The organism is Bacteroidota bacterium (genome assembly GCA_016722565.1).
GTDB lineage: Bacteria > Bacteroidota > Bacteroidia > 2-12-FULL-35-15 > 2-12-FULL-35-15 > 2-12-FULL-35-15.
In genome coordinates this window covers 795,682-813,326 of the sequence record JADKIU010000001.1, presented here as the reverse complement: position 1 = coordinate 813,326, position 17,645 = coordinate 795,682, and the positions used below count along the sequence as shown (strand labels likewise).

Annotated in this window: 11 protein-coding genes; 5 read left to right on the top strand and 6 right to left on the bottom strand. The window is 35.7% G+C overall.

The window, feature by feature from the left end:
• The first annotated feature begins 132 nt into the window (after positions 1-132).
• Complete coding sequence (locus IPP64_03280) at positions 133-1,005, top strand: hypothetical protein (GenBank protein ID MBL0328448.1); 873 nt, start codon at positions 133-135, stop codon at positions 1,003-1,005.
• 12 nt (positions 1,006-1,017) lie between these two features.
• On the top strand, positions 1,018-1,473 hold the full coding sequence (locus tag IPP64_03275; GenBank protein ID MBL0328447.1) for a hypothetical protein: 456 nt from the start codon (positions 1,018-1,020) through the stop codon (positions 1,471-1,473).
• An 87-nt stretch (positions 1,474-1,560) separates the two neighbouring features.
• Here the strand turns inward: IPP64_03275 and IPP64_03270 are convergent, their stop codons facing one another.
• Entirely contained in the window at positions 1,561-4,005 is a 2,445-nt protein-coding gene (locus IPP64_03270; protein MBL0328446.1) for a phenylalanine--tRNA ligase subunit beta, read from the bottom strand.
• Positions 4,006-4,279: 274 nt separating this feature from the next.
• Between IPP64_03270 and IPP64_03265 the strand changes: the two genes are divergently transcribed.
• Positions 4,280-6,103: a hypothetical protein gene (locus IPP64_03265; GenBank protein ID MBL0328445.1), complete on the top strand. Its 1,824-nt coding sequence runs from the start codon at positions 4,280-4,282 to the stop codon at positions 6,101-6,103.
• A 1-nt stretch (position 6,104) separates the two neighbouring features.
• On the opposite strand, the gene IPP64_03260 is transcribed toward IPP64_03265, so the two are convergent.
• The 3 genes from IPP64_03260 to IPP64_03250 form a co-directional block, all read right to left on the bottom strand.
• Positions 6,105-7,028 (bottom strand): T9SS type A sorting domain-containing protein, encoded by a 924-nt coding sequence (locus tag IPP64_03260; protein ID MBL0328444.1) that lies wholly within the window; start codon positions 7,026-7,028, stop codon positions 6,105-6,107.
• 193 nt (positions 7,029-7,221) lie between these two features.
• Positions 7,222-9,726, bottom strand: coding sequence for a T9SS type A sorting domain-containing protein (locus IPP64_03255; GenBank protein MBL0328443.1), 2,505 nt, complete (start codon positions 9,724-9,726; stop codon positions 7,222-7,224).
• Positions 9,727-10,020: 294 nt separating this feature from the next.
• The gene (locus IPP64_03250; protein MBL0328442.1) at positions 10,021-12,273 is read right to left on the bottom strand and encodes an RNA-binding transcriptional accessory protein; all 2,253 of its coding nucleotides are present in this window, start codon (positions 12,271-12,273) and stop codon (positions 10,021-10,023) included.
• 134 nt (positions 12,274-12,407) lie between these two features.
• Between IPP64_03250 and IPP64_03245 the strand changes: the two genes are divergently transcribed.
• Entirely contained in the window at positions 12,408-13,646 is a 1,239-nt protein-coding gene (locus tag IPP64_03245) for a hypothetical protein (GenBank protein ID MBL0328441.1), read from the top strand.
• Here the strand turns inward: IPP64_03245 and recG are convergent.
• Together recG and IPP64_03235 are read right to left on the bottom strand one after the other, a co-directional pair.
• Positions 13,643-15,754, bottom strand: coding sequence for an ATP-dependent DNA helicase RecG (recG, locus tag IPP64_03240; protein MBL0328440.1), 2,112 nt, complete (start codon positions 15,752-15,754; stop codon positions 13,643-13,645). The genes IPP64_03245 and recG overlap by 4 nt on opposite strands.
• A gap of 149 nt (positions 15,755-15,903) precedes the next feature.
• Positions 15,904-16,305: a hypothetical protein gene (locus IPP64_03235; protein MBL0328439.1), complete on the bottom strand. Its 402-nt coding sequence runs from the start codon at positions 16,303-16,305 to the stop codon at positions 15,904-15,906.
• 109 nt (positions 16,306-16,414) lie between these two features.
• Between IPP64_03235 and IPP64_03230 the strand changes: the two genes are divergently transcribed.
• On the top strand, positions 16,415-17,611 hold the full coding sequence (locus tag IPP64_03230; protein ID MBL0328438.1) for a TIGR03862 family flavoprotein: 1,197 nt from the start codon (positions 16,415-16,417) through the stop codon (positions 17,609-17,611).
• Positions 17,612-17,645 lie beyond the last annotated feature (34 nt).

The window sequence follows — 17,645 nt, the reverse complement described above, 5'->3', positions numbered from 1 at the left end:
ATTAGAAGAAACGAAAAAAAGCGGATTAAATTGAGTCCCATAAAGGAAAAAAGGGAAATAATTTTGCCGTTACAATAAATATATTAGTTTTGTTACAAGCAAATTGATTCACCCATTAAAAACTACTTTAATATGATTCGAACCACCAAGTACATTGCCATCTTCATCGCTTCGCTAAGCTTAATCAGCTGTGGGGGATCGGAGAAACCAACAGAAACACCGGTTGACTCAACCGAAGTAAAAACAAACATTGACACATCAAAAACGGTTGTATTTTACAACATTCCATCTCCGTTAGAAACATTTACAATTTTAAAGATGTCAGGGTCTGCATTTGATAAGGCGGTCTTAAATCCAACAGATAAAATGTCGAAGTATGTGACTAGCTTTTCTAAGGCGGTTAATTTAGGTGCCTATTCCAGCGACTTATCATTTTGCTACTTATACAAACAAAATCAAGATTTCAACAACTACTTAAAAAACATCAATGAATTAACTACTGCTTTAAGTATTGACGGTAGCTACGGACAAGAAGTAAACAAACGTCTGCAAGCAAACAGCTCCAACCTGGATTCATTAATGGCGATTGTTACAGAAGCAGGAATTAATGCTGACCAGTATTTAAAAGACAATCAACGTAACACAGCAGTGGCTCTGATTGCTGCAGGAGGCTGGGTAGAAGCGATGTACATCTTAACAAACATTGCTGACAAAACACAAAAAGAAGATGTGATTGGATTAGTAGGTGATCAAAAAATTGTATTAAAAAATTTAACCAACATGTTGGAGCAATTTGAAGGTGACGAAGAAATCAACTCATTGCTTACCGACATGAAAGGAATTGCAAGCATTTACGAAAGTGTTCAAGCAACACCAGACAAACCGATTACTTCTGATAAGGACATCATTAGTGTTGGGAATAATTCCTCTTATAAATTATCAAAGGAACAGTTAAAAGCTGTTTTAGAAAAGGTAACCGTGCTTAGAAATAAAATCACACTTTAATCCTTGTCAATCATGAAAATCTCAAAACAAACCATATTCTCTCTTCTTGCTATTTGTGTATTCTCATTAGCAATGACCATTACATCAACTGCTCAGTGTTCCGGACCAGCAAAAGCCGGTATCAAAAAACTAGCGCCTTTCATGCCGAATGGTAAAGTGAACGATGTGACACTGATTCTTGGAGAACCTTCTGAAATTCATCTTTCCGTATACAGAGGTTTAAACTACAAATTTCAAATTGGTTCTGAAGATGCTTTAGGAAAAGTAACATTCAGAATCTTAGATGAAAACAAAACAGAAATTTACAACAGCGCAACTTCTAAAGATCCTGAATCGTGGGTATTCTTTTCTAACTCTTCACAAAATTTAATTGTTGAAATTTATGCCGTTGATAAAGAAAAACAAGGCTGCGCATATTTAGTAGTTGGAATGCAACAACCGAAAAGTAATACGGTAAGAAACTTATAAATAGTATTTATAAAATGAAACGTCCCACATTTGTAATTCAAATGTGGGACGTTTCATTTTATGAATTTGAAAGAAGATATCCTTTCTTTATCGAATCTCCGCTCCTACTTTCTCTTGATACGTTTTCATCAACTTCTCCATAATCTTCTCAATTTGTTTATCTGTAAGCGTTGCATTTTCATCTTGCAAGATAAAACTCAAAGCATATGATTTTTTACCGGTTGGCAACTTATCTCCTTCGTACACATCAAACAAGTTCACGTCTTTTAATAGACTTTTCTCCGACTGAAATGCCAATTGCTCCAATTGTTCAAACTGCACCGCTTTGTCAATTAGTAAAGCTAAATCTCTTCTTACTTCAGGGAACTTTGGAACTTCCGAATACATGATAGATGTTTTTTTCAACGCTTCCAAAATCAAATCCCAATTAAAATCAGCATAATATACCGGCATTTTAATATCCATTAACTTGGATGAAATAGGTTTTGCTACTTCTCCAAACTCCACTAACACCTTTTTATTCCAATTTAATGTTAATGCCTGCGAAAACAAATCTGAATTCAATTCAGCCAACTTCACACCATTTATTCCCAATCGCTCAACAACAGCATTCACAATTCCCTTTAATGTAAAGAAATTCACACCGGCTGTAGTTGCATTCCAGCCTTCTTCTTGTTTACGCCCCGTTATAAAAACAGACAAATGTTTCGTTTCAATATATTTTGTTGTTTCGCCTTTTAATGCGATGTATGTTTTTCCAAATTCATACAATTTCAAATCAGCATTCTTTCGATTCTGATTGTAAGCAATGGTTTCCAGACCGCTAAACAATAATGTTTGGCGCAATACATTCAAATCGCTGCTCAAAGGATTCATCATCACAACACTTCTGTCTTCACTTAATGATTTTAATTTCGTAGCGTATTCACCTTTAGTTAGCGACAAACACATCATTTCAGAAAAACCATTATTGGTCAACAATTCAGAAACAACATTTTGAATTTTTTCTTTATCCGGTTTTTCGGCAAATGATAAAGAAGAATTTAACACCATTGGTATTTCAACATTGTTGTATCCATAAATGCGCAATACTTCTTCGATCACATCTTGCTCCCGCGTAACATCCACTTTAAATGGAGGAACAGACAATAGCAAAGCATCATTCCCTTCGTGTTCAATTTCAATCCCTAAAGAAGTGATGATAACCTTCACCAATTCAAAATCGATTTTTTTACCAATCATCTGTTCGCACTTTTCGAAAGAAAATGGCACTTTAAAATTTTCGACAGGAGTAGGATAAAGATCAATTACCTCCGATGAAATTTTTCCACCGGCAATTTCTTTAATCAAAATTGCAGCACGTTTTAAAGCGTATACGGTAATATTTGGGTCGGTTCCTCTTTCATATCGGAAAGACGCATCGGTTTTTAAACCATGTCGTTTTGACGATTTACGGATGGAGGATGCATTAAAATAAGCACTTTCTAAAAAAATATTTTTTGTTTCCGAAGTAACACCCGATTCAATTCCACCAAACACTCCGGCAATACACATTCCGCCTTGGGCATCACAAATCATCAAATCCTCTGCAGACAATTCACGTTCTGTTTCATCCAACGTTTTAAATTTCGTTTTATCTGCAAGTTTTTTTACAATTACTTTTCCGCCTTTGATTTTATCCGCATTAAATGCATGCATCGGTTGCCCTAATTCATGCAATACATAATTGGTGGCATCCACAATATTATTGATTGGGCGAAGTCCGATTGCTTTCAAGCGATTCTTCAACCAATCCGGTGATTCTTTTACAGTGATATTGGAGATAGAAATTCCGGAGTAACGCGGACAAGCAATTGCGTCTTCCACAACAACTTCAATTGGAGAAGTTGTTTCATCCACTTTAAAAAGTCGTTCATCCGGCAATGTCAATACATTGTCCATAGCAACCGCTTTTGCATTTAATACGGCAACTAAATCGCGAGCAACACCCACATGAGAAGCGGCATCGGCACGGTTAGGTGTCAATCCGATTTCGAACGTATAATCTTCTTCAATCTTAAAATATTCATTTGCTGGAGTTCCAATTTTTGCAGACGCATCCAACACCATAATTCCTACATGTGAAGCACCCAATCCGATTTCATCTTCTGCACAAATCATCCCTTCTGATTCTTTTCCACGGATTTTTGCTTTTTTGATTTCGAATGATTCACCAGCTGTTGGATATAAGGTTGCACCTATGGTAGCCACCACCACTTTTTGTCCGGCTTCCACATTTGCAGCTCCACAAACAATGTTCAACAATGTTCCTGTTCCAACATCTACGGTCGTCAAATTCAATTTGTCGGCATCCGGATGTTTTTCTTTCGTTTTTACTTCACCGATAACAATTCCTTTCAATCCGCCTTTTACAGTTTCGAACTTTTCGATACTTTCTACTTCCAATCCGCAATCGGTTAACAACAAACCTAACTCATTGGGAGACAAGTCCGTTTTAATATATTCCTTCAGCCAGTTATATGATATTTTCATCAGTTATTATTAAACTATTTAGTTATTGTCTGATGGAACAAACATGCCTGTTTATCATTTTTTGAACGATAACGCATGTTTGTTTCATTCTTTTATTTTATCCTTTGAATGGATACAAAAATAAGAAATATGCCACAGATTCACAGATTTATTCTTTATTTTTAATTTCACTCTAGAATCGCTCAAACCTATTGATTTTAATAGAAGTAAGACAATTATATTCCTAATTAAAAACCCTTCAAATTAATTTTTCACATAGAAAATCTGTGAATCTGTGGCTAATATTTACGTAGCTTTGCTTTCCATGAATACCTTACTATCATACTATACAAACAGAATAACTACCTTCAACAAGGAAATTGAAGAGCACAACAGTAAATTCAATAAGATTTTCTATTCCCGAATTTTCTTATTTCTTTTAGCGGTTGTACTTTTCCTCCTTTACTATAAAACACATGCTGTTTTTGCATATTCCTTTTCCGCAATAACCGTTGTTCTTTTTCTTTTTTTACTAAGCAGAGAACTTCAATTGAAAAGAAAAACAAGCTTTCTAAAAAATTTGATCAAAGTCAACGAAATTGAAATTCAACTTTTAAAAAAAGATTTTAACGGAATTAATGAAGGAACTGAGTATATCGACAAACAACATCATTTTATTTCCGATTTGGATATTTTTGGAAGAAAATCCATTTTTCAAATTCTAAACCGAACTTCGACCTATACCGGTAGAACAAAGCTGGCAAACTGGCTAACGTATCCATTTATGGATAAAGAAACCATTTTAGCACGCCAAGAAGCGATAAAAGAATTATCATCCAAACCGGAATGGAATCATGAATTTATTGCATTGGGATTTCAAAACAAAGAAAAGGCAACCGACAAGGAAGTCATTGAAGAATGGTTAAATGAAAAAAACACCTTCTCCACTTTATTTTTGAAAATCTCATGTGTTGTACTTCCAATTTTATCGATCACCTCAATTGTGCTCTTTTTTATTGGCCTGATTAATGAAACACCTTTCACACTTTTGTTCTTTATCCAACTTGGAATTATTGGCGCCTACACCAAGCGCATCAACAAAATTCATGATAATTTAAGTCGCAAGTTTGACTCGATAGAGAAATACCGCCAATTGATTTCCATAATTGAAAAGGAGTCGTTTAATTCAACTTTATTAAGCAAACTAAAATCTGTTTTTGTAAACGAGAACACTTCTGCCAGCAAGAACATCAAAGAGTTAAAAAGCTTAACCGATAAGTTGGATGCCAGAATGAACATTGTGGTAGCGATTTTATTGAATGGTATTTTATTGTGGGACATCAATGTGATGTGTGGCATCGAAAATTGGAGAAAAAAGAACAAGGATTTATTTATGAAATGGGTAGATGCCATAGGCGAATTTGATGCATTCATCAGTTTAGGGATGTATGCACATAATAATCCTTCGTATGTTTTTCCGGAAGTAGAAACGAATCATTTCATCATTGTAGCAGAAAATCTTGGACATCCATTGATTCAAGATACTGTTTTAGTAAAAAACAATTATAGCATTTCTCAAGCACCCAAAGTAGATTTACTAACGGGGGCAAACATGGCCGGAAAAAGCACCTTCTTAAGAACGATTGGCGTTAATTTAACTATAGCAATGATTGGCGCTCCTGTTTGTGCAAGTCGTTATAAATTTTCGCCCATTCATTTATTTACCAGCTTACGCACCAACGATTCTTTGCAAGAAAACGAATCGTTCTTTTATGCTGAATTAAAACGTTTGCACTTATTAACGGAGCAATACGAACAAGGAAAACAAGTTTTCTTTTTATTAGATGAAATATTAAAAGGAACCAACAGCAAGGACCAACATGCAGGTTCGGAAGCACTCATCAAAAAGATTTTACGATTAAACGGAGTTGGAATAGTCGCCACACACGATGTGGAATTATCAAAACTCTCTGCTCAGTTTCCTGAGCAAGTAAGAAATTTATGTTTTGAAATTACAATTAAAGACAATAAACTCAACTTTGATTATAAATTAAGTGAAGGTGTTTGTTCTACCATGAATGCTTCCTTTTTAATGAAGACAATGGGGATTGTGGATTAAATCACTCTTTCACAACCTTCTTCATCCCAATCACTTCACTATCACTAATCACCTTAAGAAAGTACAAACCAGTCGCGTGATCTTTTAAATCAATTGTATTTTGTTGGTTGATGATTTTTTGTGAAAGAATCAATTCACCAACAACATTGTAGATTTCAATACTTCCGTCATTAATTTGCTCCGAAGTTGACAGATTAAATGAGCCGCTGGTTGGATTGGGATACAGAGAAACTTTCCATTCATCTTCTTCATCTATCCCTACAGTCGTCTCAGCAAGATAGACGTCATCAATAAAAACATAAATAGGTGTTGTGGTTAAAGAATCTGTGACATAGGTATTCGGATTGTTCTTAAAATTACCAATAATTAAAAAACTCTCTCCTCCAGAGGCAGTGTATGTAGCTGTTACGGATATCCAATTCAAAGAATCAGGAAAATTACCAGCAACATTATTAATTTGTGGAACGAAAGGTAAATTCACATTATTTGCTACACCAGAAACAATCGTATCTGAAAAATAAGCTCCGATATCGTATGTACTGCTAACACACGCGTTGGATAAATTAATTTTCATATCAAAATTGTAAGTAACACCAGCAGAAAGTGATGTACTAAGCGGCACTTCAATATACTCGCGATAACTGTAGCTAAAACCATTATTCCAGACAAAAATTCCAGCAAATCCCACTCCACTGTATGCTTGTTGATAACCACCAAAAGTGTACGGAACATTTACTGTAGACAAATTACATTGATTAAAATAATCTGAGGTTCCTAAGGTAGGCGTTATCCAAAATTCAGAGGAATCAAGTTGACTAATATTCGTTGGGCAGCCATAATAGTCTTCAAAATCCCCGTTTAATACAAGATTTTGCGCGACACCAATCTTAAACAACAATAAAAAGAATAGTAGTAAATTCTTCATTTTAGTTATTTTTTATAAAAATAGTCTACAATTTTTATAAAAACAAATTGCTTTTTTTATGCGTCATAAAAATTATAATACTGATTCATGAACTATAATAATCAATATTTGCAGCAATTTTCGAAAAGGTAATTTTAAAAAATTACAACTTCAATAACAAAACGATTCGTATTGGGTATTAATGAAGAGGAAACTACTCCTTCATCACCTTCTTCATCCCAACAATTTCGCCATCACTAATCACTTTTACAAAGTACAAACCAGTCGCTTGATCTGTTAAATCAATTGTATTTTGTTGGTTGATGATTTTTTGTGAAAGGATCAATTCACCAACAACATTGTAGATTTCAATACTTCCGTCTTTAATTTGCTCCGAAGTAAAAATATTGAATGAACCGGCTGTTGGGTTTGGGTAAATGGAGATTTGTGCTTCATTGCTTATTTCACTTACTCCAATTGTAGAATTTATGAAAATGGTATCTGGTTGAGTATTAAATAAAATAGGAGAACCAGATGAATCATTAGCACTGTATCCTGAAATCGAAAAATACATTGAAGTATTTGTAGGGATTGAACTTTTTAATTGAAATTTAAAATTTGCAACTTTCCCATAGCCATTTACATTCGTATGGTCTATTCTCGTTTTTGCTCCGGAAGCAATGTTTGACAAACCATCAATCTTTGCAATCGTGATTGCATCTGTTCCAAATGTTCCAAACCAGCTCGCTGGAAATGTTAAACTTTCAGAAGCAGGTTGAACAAGGGATGCATCATAATTAATATTAAATGCAAGTCCGTACAAATTAGTTACAGACGTTGTAGAACTTCCTACCCAAACTTCCACATCAACAATGCTTCCTGAAGCATACGAGGTACCACTTGTTACAAAATATAAATCTGGTGCCGACAATCGAATCTCATTATTAATAGGTGCGAATGAATGAGTTAACGAATAATTTAAATTAATTGCAAGTGTATCGTTATTATCTATGATTCCATCACCGTTACAATCTGCATGCTTTATGTCTGCTCCATTCAATTGTAAAGTATTCCAATCAACAGCATTATATTCCAACCAAGAATTACTAATTACAGAACGAGGAGTACCTGTTTGTCCGTAGAATAATCCTATCGGCAAAAGATCATAATTGTTTGCAACATTGTTGTGATCAGCATCTCCAGGCCAAACTGTTGAAGATTTGGACATTTTAAGAACCAAAGCGTTTATTGATGCATAAATTGTCGACATACTATCTATTCCTGCATCTGGATTTACATCAATTGTTCCAGCGTATGAGCCTGTCATATAGATATTTTCCAAAGCATCAACTGCAAGTGACGCCCCCCAGCCTCCTGAAACACCATCCCCACTCAATGCCCCTGCCCAAATGAAATTACCGGATGAATCTAATTTCGAAATATATCCATGATATCCCAGAGCACTCGTATCTCCTGAAGTCAGATAAAAAGATCCTATTCCAGGGTTAAAATCTACTGTTCCGTTAAAAACCCCTGTAGTATATACATTTCCCGAATTGTCAACAACAATGGACGTTCCCTGAGTAGGCAATGAATGAATCAAACAATTGCTCCATAAATAGGATCCAGATGGATCTAATTTTAGAACAAATGCATTGGAGTTACTGGAGCTTCCACCGGAAGTATGACTAACAATACCCAATCCTGGATCTAAGTCTACTGTTCCTCCAAACCAACCTGTGATGTATGCATTTCCAAAGGAGTCCGTAGACACAGCCTTACTACCTCCATTTACAATAGAAGCTACTACTTGTTTCACCCAAACAAAATTTCCTCCATTATCTAATTTTAAAATAAACATGTCTGAACTTGAAACACTGCCACTTGAAGTCAAAGAAAAAATAGAACCACTTGGATCGAAATCTACAGTTGCATAAAATGAACCCGTAGAAATAACATTACCCATTCCGTCTATATCGAGTCCAGAAATACTTGCTTGTGAACCAGCTAAGCCGCCAATGTTTTTTGCCCATAAAAAATTTCCAGTCGCATCTAACTTCAAAATAAATGCATTATTGTATCCATCACACATCAAATTATAGGTCGCAGGTCCTGGATCAAAATCTACAGTATCTTTAAACGTGCCTGCTAAATAAACATCTCCCCATGCATCAACAGAAATTGCAGAAGATTGCGTCCATTGAAGAGGCGTACCAACAGCCTTCACCCATAAAAAATTTCCTGCAGGATCGAGTTTTAAAATGTAGGCATCACCGCTATAAATCCCAGAGGAGGTCATACTATAAACTCCAACCCCTGGATCAAAATCTATCGTCCCATTATATGTTCCTGTAACATAGATATTTCCTAAAGTATCTGTGGCAACTATCTGACCATTATAAAAATGGCCTAGAGCATCACCAAAACTCACAGCCCACAAAAAATTACCCAAAGAATCCAATTTAGAAACGAACGAAGCATAAGAACTTCCGGTTGAAGCCGACAAATTATAAACTCCCGAATTCGGATCAAAATCAGCAGTTCCATTGTATAATCCAGTTGAAATAACATTTAATGAATCATCAACTGTGACCGACCGACCATCAATAGTACTTGATACTCCTGCCTCAAGTGATTTTGCCCATTTTAAGGATGGTGCTTGAGCACATACAACGAGTCCGAAAGAAAGGGAAATAAACAGTAGTGCTAACTTTTTCATGATCTTGAGTTTTAATTATGAAACAAAATTACTCAATGTACTCATGCGTTTCAAAACAAAACTTCACAATAGTATACTTGTTCAAAAAACTGATATTCACGATAACTACTCTGAAACACCTATTTTAAATGGAGTTATAGATTCTTTTTATATACCTGTCTAAAAGACTATATCCCTTTCTGTTTTTTGATTTAATAGCAAACAAAAACCATAAAAAGAGATATTCTTTGCATATTATACAAGTACTTCCATAAAAAAAAGATTTCTTGAAGACCTCTTAAAATGGTTTTATTACTACTTAAACTTATCCTTCAAAGCAGCCAACTGAGAAGCGAAATCATTCGCAGGTGGTTCAGGTTTTCCTTTTTTATTAGAATTAGTTTGAGCAGGTTTCGAAACGGGTGCACTGCTGACATTATCTTTCATTGATAAAGCAATTCTTTTTCTTTGTGCATCTACTTCGGTTACAGTTACCATTACTTGCTGTTGAACTTTCACAACCGTGTTGGGGTCGGAGACAAATGTGTTTGACAATTGAGAAACGTGTACTAATCCATCTTGATGAACGCCAATGTCTACGAAGGCACCAAAGTTGGTAACGTTGGTTACAATTCCGGGCAATTTCATTCCTACTCTTAAATCTGCAATTTCATGAACGCTGTCGTCAAACTTAAAAACTTCAAATGATTTTCGCGGATCTCTTCCCGGTTTATCCAACTCGTTCATGATGTCATTCAAAGTAGGAAGCCCTACTTTTTCTGTAACATATTTTTGCAACGAAATTTGTTTACGAAATTCTTTTTCGCTCATCAATTGTTCAATCGTGCAATTTAAATCAGCGGCCATTTTCTCCACAATACCATAACTTTCAGGATGTACTGCACTTTTGTCCAATGGATTTTTTCCATTTGCAATACGTAAAAATCCTGCTGCTTGCTCAAATGCTTTTTCGCCCATTCTTGGAACTTTCAAAATATCTTTCCGAGATTTGAACGGGCCGTTTTCATTTCTGTATTCCACAATATTCCTAGCCAATACGCCACCCAATCCGGAAACGTAGGTTAACAATTGTTTGCTTGCTGTGTTCACTTCTACTCCAACTTTATTTACACAACTCTCTACTACTTCATCTAATTTTTTCTTCAAGAGGTATTGATCCACATCGTGTTGATATTGTCCCACTCCAATCGACTTTGCATCAATCTTCACCAATTCAGCTAATGGATCAGCCAATCTTCTTCCAATCGAAACAGCTCCACGCACGGTGATGTCTTTATCAGCAAACTCTTCGCGTGCAACATCGGATGCAGAATAAATCGAAGCTCCGCTTTCGTTTACCATAATCACATTGATGCTTTTCGGAAGGTCTTCTATACTTCTAATAAATGTTTCGGTTTCTCTTCCTGCTGTTCCGTTTCCAATAGCAATCGCTTCTACTTTATGTTTGTCGCACCACGCTAAAATCAATTGTTTGGTTTGAAATATTTTATTTTGTTCGTGTGGATAGATCACCGTGTCATCCAATAGCTTTCCTTGTTTGTCCAACACCACCACTTTACAACCGGTTCTAAAGCCCGGGTCAATCGCCAAAATTGCTTTTTGTCCAAGCGGAGAAGCCAACATCAATTCGCGTAAATTATCCGCAAACACTTGAATGGCTTTTTCATCTGCCAATTCTTTGGTCATCATGCGCATTTCTGTTTCAATTGATCCTTGCATCATACGATTGTAGGCATCATCACAGGCCAACTTCACTTGAGCAGAAGCAGCATTGTTGGATTTCACAAATTGATTCACCAAGATATCAATAGCTTCTTCTTCAGGTGGAGCAATGTGAATGCTTAATATCTCTTCGCTTTCTCCTCTGCGGATGGCTAATAATCTATGAGAAGGACAGCCCATTAAATTTTCTTCCCAATCAAAATAATCTTTGAATTTTTCACCGGCTTCTTCTTTTCCTCTTAGCACTTTACTTTTGATTGTAGCCGAACGTTTAAATAAATTACGAATCTTATCACGTGCTTCTGCATTTTCATTGATCCATTCTGCAACAATATCACGTGCACCTGAAAGTGCATCACCGGCCGACTTCACATCTTTCTCGTCAGAAACAAATTTCTCTGCTTCATCTTCCACATCAATTTTTCCTTGATCAAAAATCAGTTGCGCTAATGGTTCTAATCCTTTTTCACGTGCAATGGTTGCTTTTGTTCTGCGTTTCGGTTTGAAAGGCAAATAAATATCTTCCAATGCAGAAACAGTTTCCGCTTGTCTTAACAAAGAAATTAATTCAGGAGTTAATTTTCCTTGTCCTTCGATGGACTCTAAAATAAATTCTCTGCGTTTTTCCAATGCACGCAAACGTTCAATTTCATCTCGAACATTCGCCACTTGAACTTCATCCATACTCCCTGTCATTTCCTTCCGGTAACGGGAAATAAAAGGAATGGTAGCTCCTTCATCCAACAATCCAACAACAGCATCAACTTGCTTTTCGTTGAGGCTTAAGCTTAAAGCTATCTTTTTATAAAAATGTGATTCTGACATAAATTTTATATTTATGCTAAGGTAAGTATCTTGAAATCCCTTTTTAGATAATGTTTTCAACAGTTTTATGACTTTTGTTGAAAAATAAAAATCTATTTTGAAATGAAGGATAATTCAAATACTTTTACCATTAGATGTTAGACGATATCACATTAAAATGGACTACCTGGAAGAAATTTATTTTTCTCTTCGTCTTATCATACACCTTCTTTTACATTTTCCCTTTCCCTTTTGATGCCTTCCCTCAATTAGATTTTATATTTAATTTTTATGATAAACTAAATGATGCATTTGTGATTGGTATCGGGAAAAACATTTTTCATATTCAACACCTAAAAAAGCTTGAGTTTTCCGACAGTGGCGACACCACTTTTGATTTTTTAAAATTTTTCATCTCCCTCATCCTATCGATAATCGCTGCAGTAACGCTATTGCTGATTGATAAAAAAAGACCCAACTATGAAAAGCTCCAATCCTACTTGTTTGTTTACATCCGCTATTGTATTGGATTTTATATGTTGGTTTATGGTTTCGATAAAGTATTCAAATCGCATTTCCCTTTTCCAAGTTTAGAAAAGCTGGAACAAACATTTGGTGAATCTACACCGCAAGGACTTCTTTGGGCATTCATGGGCTACTCAACCAGCTACACCATCTTTTTGGGAATAGCAGAAGTGTGCGCTGGATTTTTATTGTTATTCAGAAAAACAACCGCATTAGGAGCATTAATTACATTAATCATCATGATTAATGTAGCGGTTATTAATTTTAGCTACGATGTACCGGTAAAACTTTTCGCCTTACACATGGTTGGATATTCTTTCGTATTGCTTTACCCTTTTTTCAATTCTATTTTCCAATTTTTTATTTTACAGAAAGAAAGCAAACTACCGCAACAACCGGAAATGGCATTACCCCAACCTATTCAAGCCTATCGAAAGATTATAAAAGCAGGGGTAATTGTTTCGTTCACTTTATTGTTTATGAATTTCAGCTGGACGAATATGAAAACAGATGGCGACAGCGCACCGAAACCACCATTATATGGAACATACAACTATAGCGGATCGAACATCAAAGACGGCAAGAAATTAAAACAGATTATTTTCGATCGAAAAAATACGTTAATAAAGTGGGAAGATAGTTATCGCTATTACACAGCTACTGTTGATACTATTGCCAAAACAGTCATCTTTCAATCCAACAGCGATCCATCCGACAAGCGATTATTACATTATGATTTTGCGGAAAACATATTGACACTCTCTGAAAATGATTCCAGCAGTATTCAATTCAGAAAAGTTGACATAAAAGAATATCCATTGCTCAACAGAGGATTTCATTGGGTAGTGGAATATCCCATGAACAATTAGGATATTCGACTCCAGTTCGTACGATTGCTATTCATCATCGAAAAATGATATGCAATGGGTGCATTCTCCGGATTTTGTAATTCAGAATCTTCTGATAATAATTCAATCACCATATTTCTGGCGGTATGCAAAATTTGAGAATCTTTTGCCAAATCAGCAATGTTCAAATCCAACACACCACTTTGCATTGTTCCCGCCATATCACCCGGACCACGCAATTTCAGATCCACATCTGCTATTTCAAAACCATCGTTGGTTCGACACATGGTTTCCATTCTTAATTTTCCATCTGCGCCCAACTTATGACTTGTCATCAATATACAATACGATTGATCGGCTCCACGACCCACTCGTCCACGTAACTGATGCAATTGAGATAAACCAAAACGTTCAGCACTTTCAATTACCATCACACTTGCATTTGGAACATTCACGCCAACTTCAATAACAGTGGTCGCCACCATTATTTGTGTTTGATGTTTTACAAAGCGCTGCATCTCGTATTCTTTTGCATCCGCCTTTAATTGTCCATGTACAATACTCACATGATATTGAGGCATAGGAAATGCTCTAACAATACTTTCATACCCATCTTGCAAATCTTTAAAATCCATCTTCTCCGATTCTTTAATCAATGGATAAACCACATATATTTGGCGCCCTAATGCAATTTGTTCACGCATGAACCCAAATACTCTGTCGCGGTGGTTATCAAAACGATGAACTGTTGAAATTGGTTTTCTTCCAGGAGGCATTTCATCTATCACACTTACATCTAAGTCGCCATATAAGGTCATGGCTAACGTCCGTGGAATAGGAGTTGCCGACATAATTAATACATGCGGTGGTTGTGTGTTTTTTGTCCACATTTTTGCACGTTGCGCAACACCAAAACGATGTTGTTCATCAATCACAACCAATCCTAAATTTTTAAACTGAACGATGTCTTCAAACAAGGCATGGGTTCCGATCAATATTTGTAATTCGCCACTCAACAATTGTTCATGCAATATTCTGCGCTCCTTTGTTTTTTTTGATCCGGTAAGCAATCCTACTTTTATATCAAGCGGTTTAAGTAATTCCGAAATTGTTTCAAAATGTTGATTGGCCAATATTTCTGTCGGTGCCATTAAACATGCTTGAAAACCATTATCCAAAGCAATTAGCATATTCATCAACGCCACCAAGGTTTTACCGCTCCCCACATCTCCTTGCAACAAACGATTCATTTGTTTACCACTTCCCATGTCCAAACGAATTTCCTTGATAACTCTCTTCTGAGCATTCGTTAGTTCGAATGGTAAATGTTTATTAAAAAAATTATTAAAATAGTCTCCTACTTTGGGAAATACAAAACCTCTGTACGTTTTTTCCCGATGTCCTTTTTGCTTTAACAATTTCAACTGAATAAAAAACAATTCTTCAAATTTTAATCTGAATTCAGCACGTTTCAACAATTCAGGATTTTGTGGAAAATGAATTTGTTTCATCGCATCTTCTCTCGAAATCAATTGATAGCGATCGATAATTGTTTTCGAAAGCGTTTCCGGAATATTATTTTTTATAAGAGACACCAATCCTTTTTGCAAACGGGCAATCCCTTTGGTATCCAAACTTCTTCCTTTTAATTTATCTGTGCTATGATAAACGGCCTGTAAGGCAGGAGCAAATGTTGTATTTTCTTCCGTAGCCAATTCAATTTCAGGATGAGCGATATTGAATTTCCCGGCAAAGGCAGCAGGCTTTCCAAAAACAACATATTCATTGGTAAGATGCGGTTTTATTTTTTCACCAAACCACTTCGCTCCTTGAAACCACACCAATTCCAATTTACCGGTTCCATCTGTAAAGGTGGCAACAAATCGTTGTGAGCGTTTTACGCCAACCATTTCGGTATGCACAATTTTTCCTCTCAATTGCACAAATGGCAAATCCGCATTGATCTCGTTGACTTTATAAAATTTGGTACGATCTACATACCGAAAAGGATAATAGGTAAGCAGATTAGAATAATTGAAAATATGCAATTCCTTTTTCAGCAAATCGGCTCTTTGTGGACCAACGCTTTTCAGATATTCAATAGGGGTATTTAAAAAATTATTCGACATATTTCTATGCGAATTTAAGAAAATACTGAGATAGCACGTTCAAGAAAGATAGATTGCTTCGTACCTCGCAATGACGTTCTTTAAATCAGTAAGGTTAAAATAAGTCGTCATTGCGAGGTACGAAGCAATCTATTACTATGAAGGCGGGATTATTTCGCTTCTGGAGTAGGTGGAGGAAGCGCTTCTTTTCCGGAAACGCGTGGTTGTTTTCTTCGCTCTTCACGTTTCTTTTTCATTTCGGCTTCTTTCTGCTCAAATTTTTGAAATTGTTCCGCAGTCAAAACCGTTTTTAACTCTTCCTTTACTTTAGCCGGACCCTCTTTCATTTCTTTGGCAATTTTATCTCTTTCCAATTCCCGTTTTAAAATAATTCCTTTAATTTTCACTTGTTGATCAGCACTTAAACTTAACTCTTTCGTTAAACGTTTGGTCATGTTTTCAGCCCGTTCTTCAGGTGTTTTTTTTGGTGGTTTTGCTTTTACAGGTTCTTGCGCCAGTGCATTTACAGAAGCTATCGCAACAGTAAATAAAATTAAAAATATTTTTTTCATAGTTATAATGTTTTGCGGTATGACAATGACAAATTAAAAAGGTTTAATCCAATTAAATGTATTCTACATTTTATAGGAGACCGGCTTTAAAAATGCTACTTTTGATTCAATGAAAAAAACAATTACCATTATCGGAGGCGGAGCTGCTGCACTCATGCTCGCAGCTCAGTTGGACGAAAGCAAGTTTGATGTTACTATCTATGAACGCAATGCAGCTTTGGGAAGAAAATTTCTGGTGGCCGGTGATGGAGGATTCAATTTGACGCATTCAGAAGAGATAGAAAAATTTATTCAGCGCTATTCACCCGCAGATTTTTTCAAGCCCATTCTATCTTCTTTTTCAAACACCGATTTACGCGATTGGCTAAAAAAAATTGGGATCGAAACATTTGTGGGATCCAGTAAAAGAGTTTTTCCAATTGAAGGAATAAAACCAATCGATGTGTTGAATGCAATTCTGAATGAACTAAAAAGAAAAAATGTAGCGATCAAAACAAATCATATTTGGAAAGGCTGGGAAAATGATACACTTATATTAGAACACAATCAGGAAATCCTAAATCTTCAATCCTCCATCCTTATTTTTTCACTCGGTGGCTCCAGCTGGAAAGTCACTGGGTCGGATGGTTCATGGATCAATTATTTTTCAGAGAAAGGTATTGAAGTACATCCATTTCAAGCATCTAATTGCGCCTATCAAGTAAAATGGAAAAGCGACTTTATTTCTTTAGCAGAAGGGAAATCGTTAAAAAACATTTCTGTAAAGTGCAGTAATCATGAACGTAAAGGAGAATTAGTGATTACCAAATTCGGATTAGAAGGTGGCGCCATCTATGCATTGAGTCCGGAAATACGTAAACAACTTAGCGAAACTGATGAAGCAATTATTTACCTTGACTTAAAACCTTCATTAACAATCGAACAAATAAAAGATAAATTTTCCGCAAGAGGAAACCGTTCCATTAAAAAACTACTCATTGATCGATTAAATTTAGATGACATACAGATTGAACTTTTAAAAACAATATTGTCAAAGGATGATTTCACCTATTTAGAAGTATTAGCATCAAAAATCAAAAATTTGCCTATCACAATTACAGCAACTGCTCCAATTGATGAAGCAATTTCTACGGTTGGAGGAATCTCCTTAACAGAAATTGACTCCAATTTTCAATTATTAAAAATGCCAAACACTTATTGCATCGGTGAAATGTTGGATTGGGATGCACCAACAGGTGGCTATCTCTTACAAGGATGTTTCAGCATGGGGTATAAATTGGCAGAACATTTGAATTCTCAAAAATAAACATTGAATGCCTTTTTTAATATCACCAAACAAG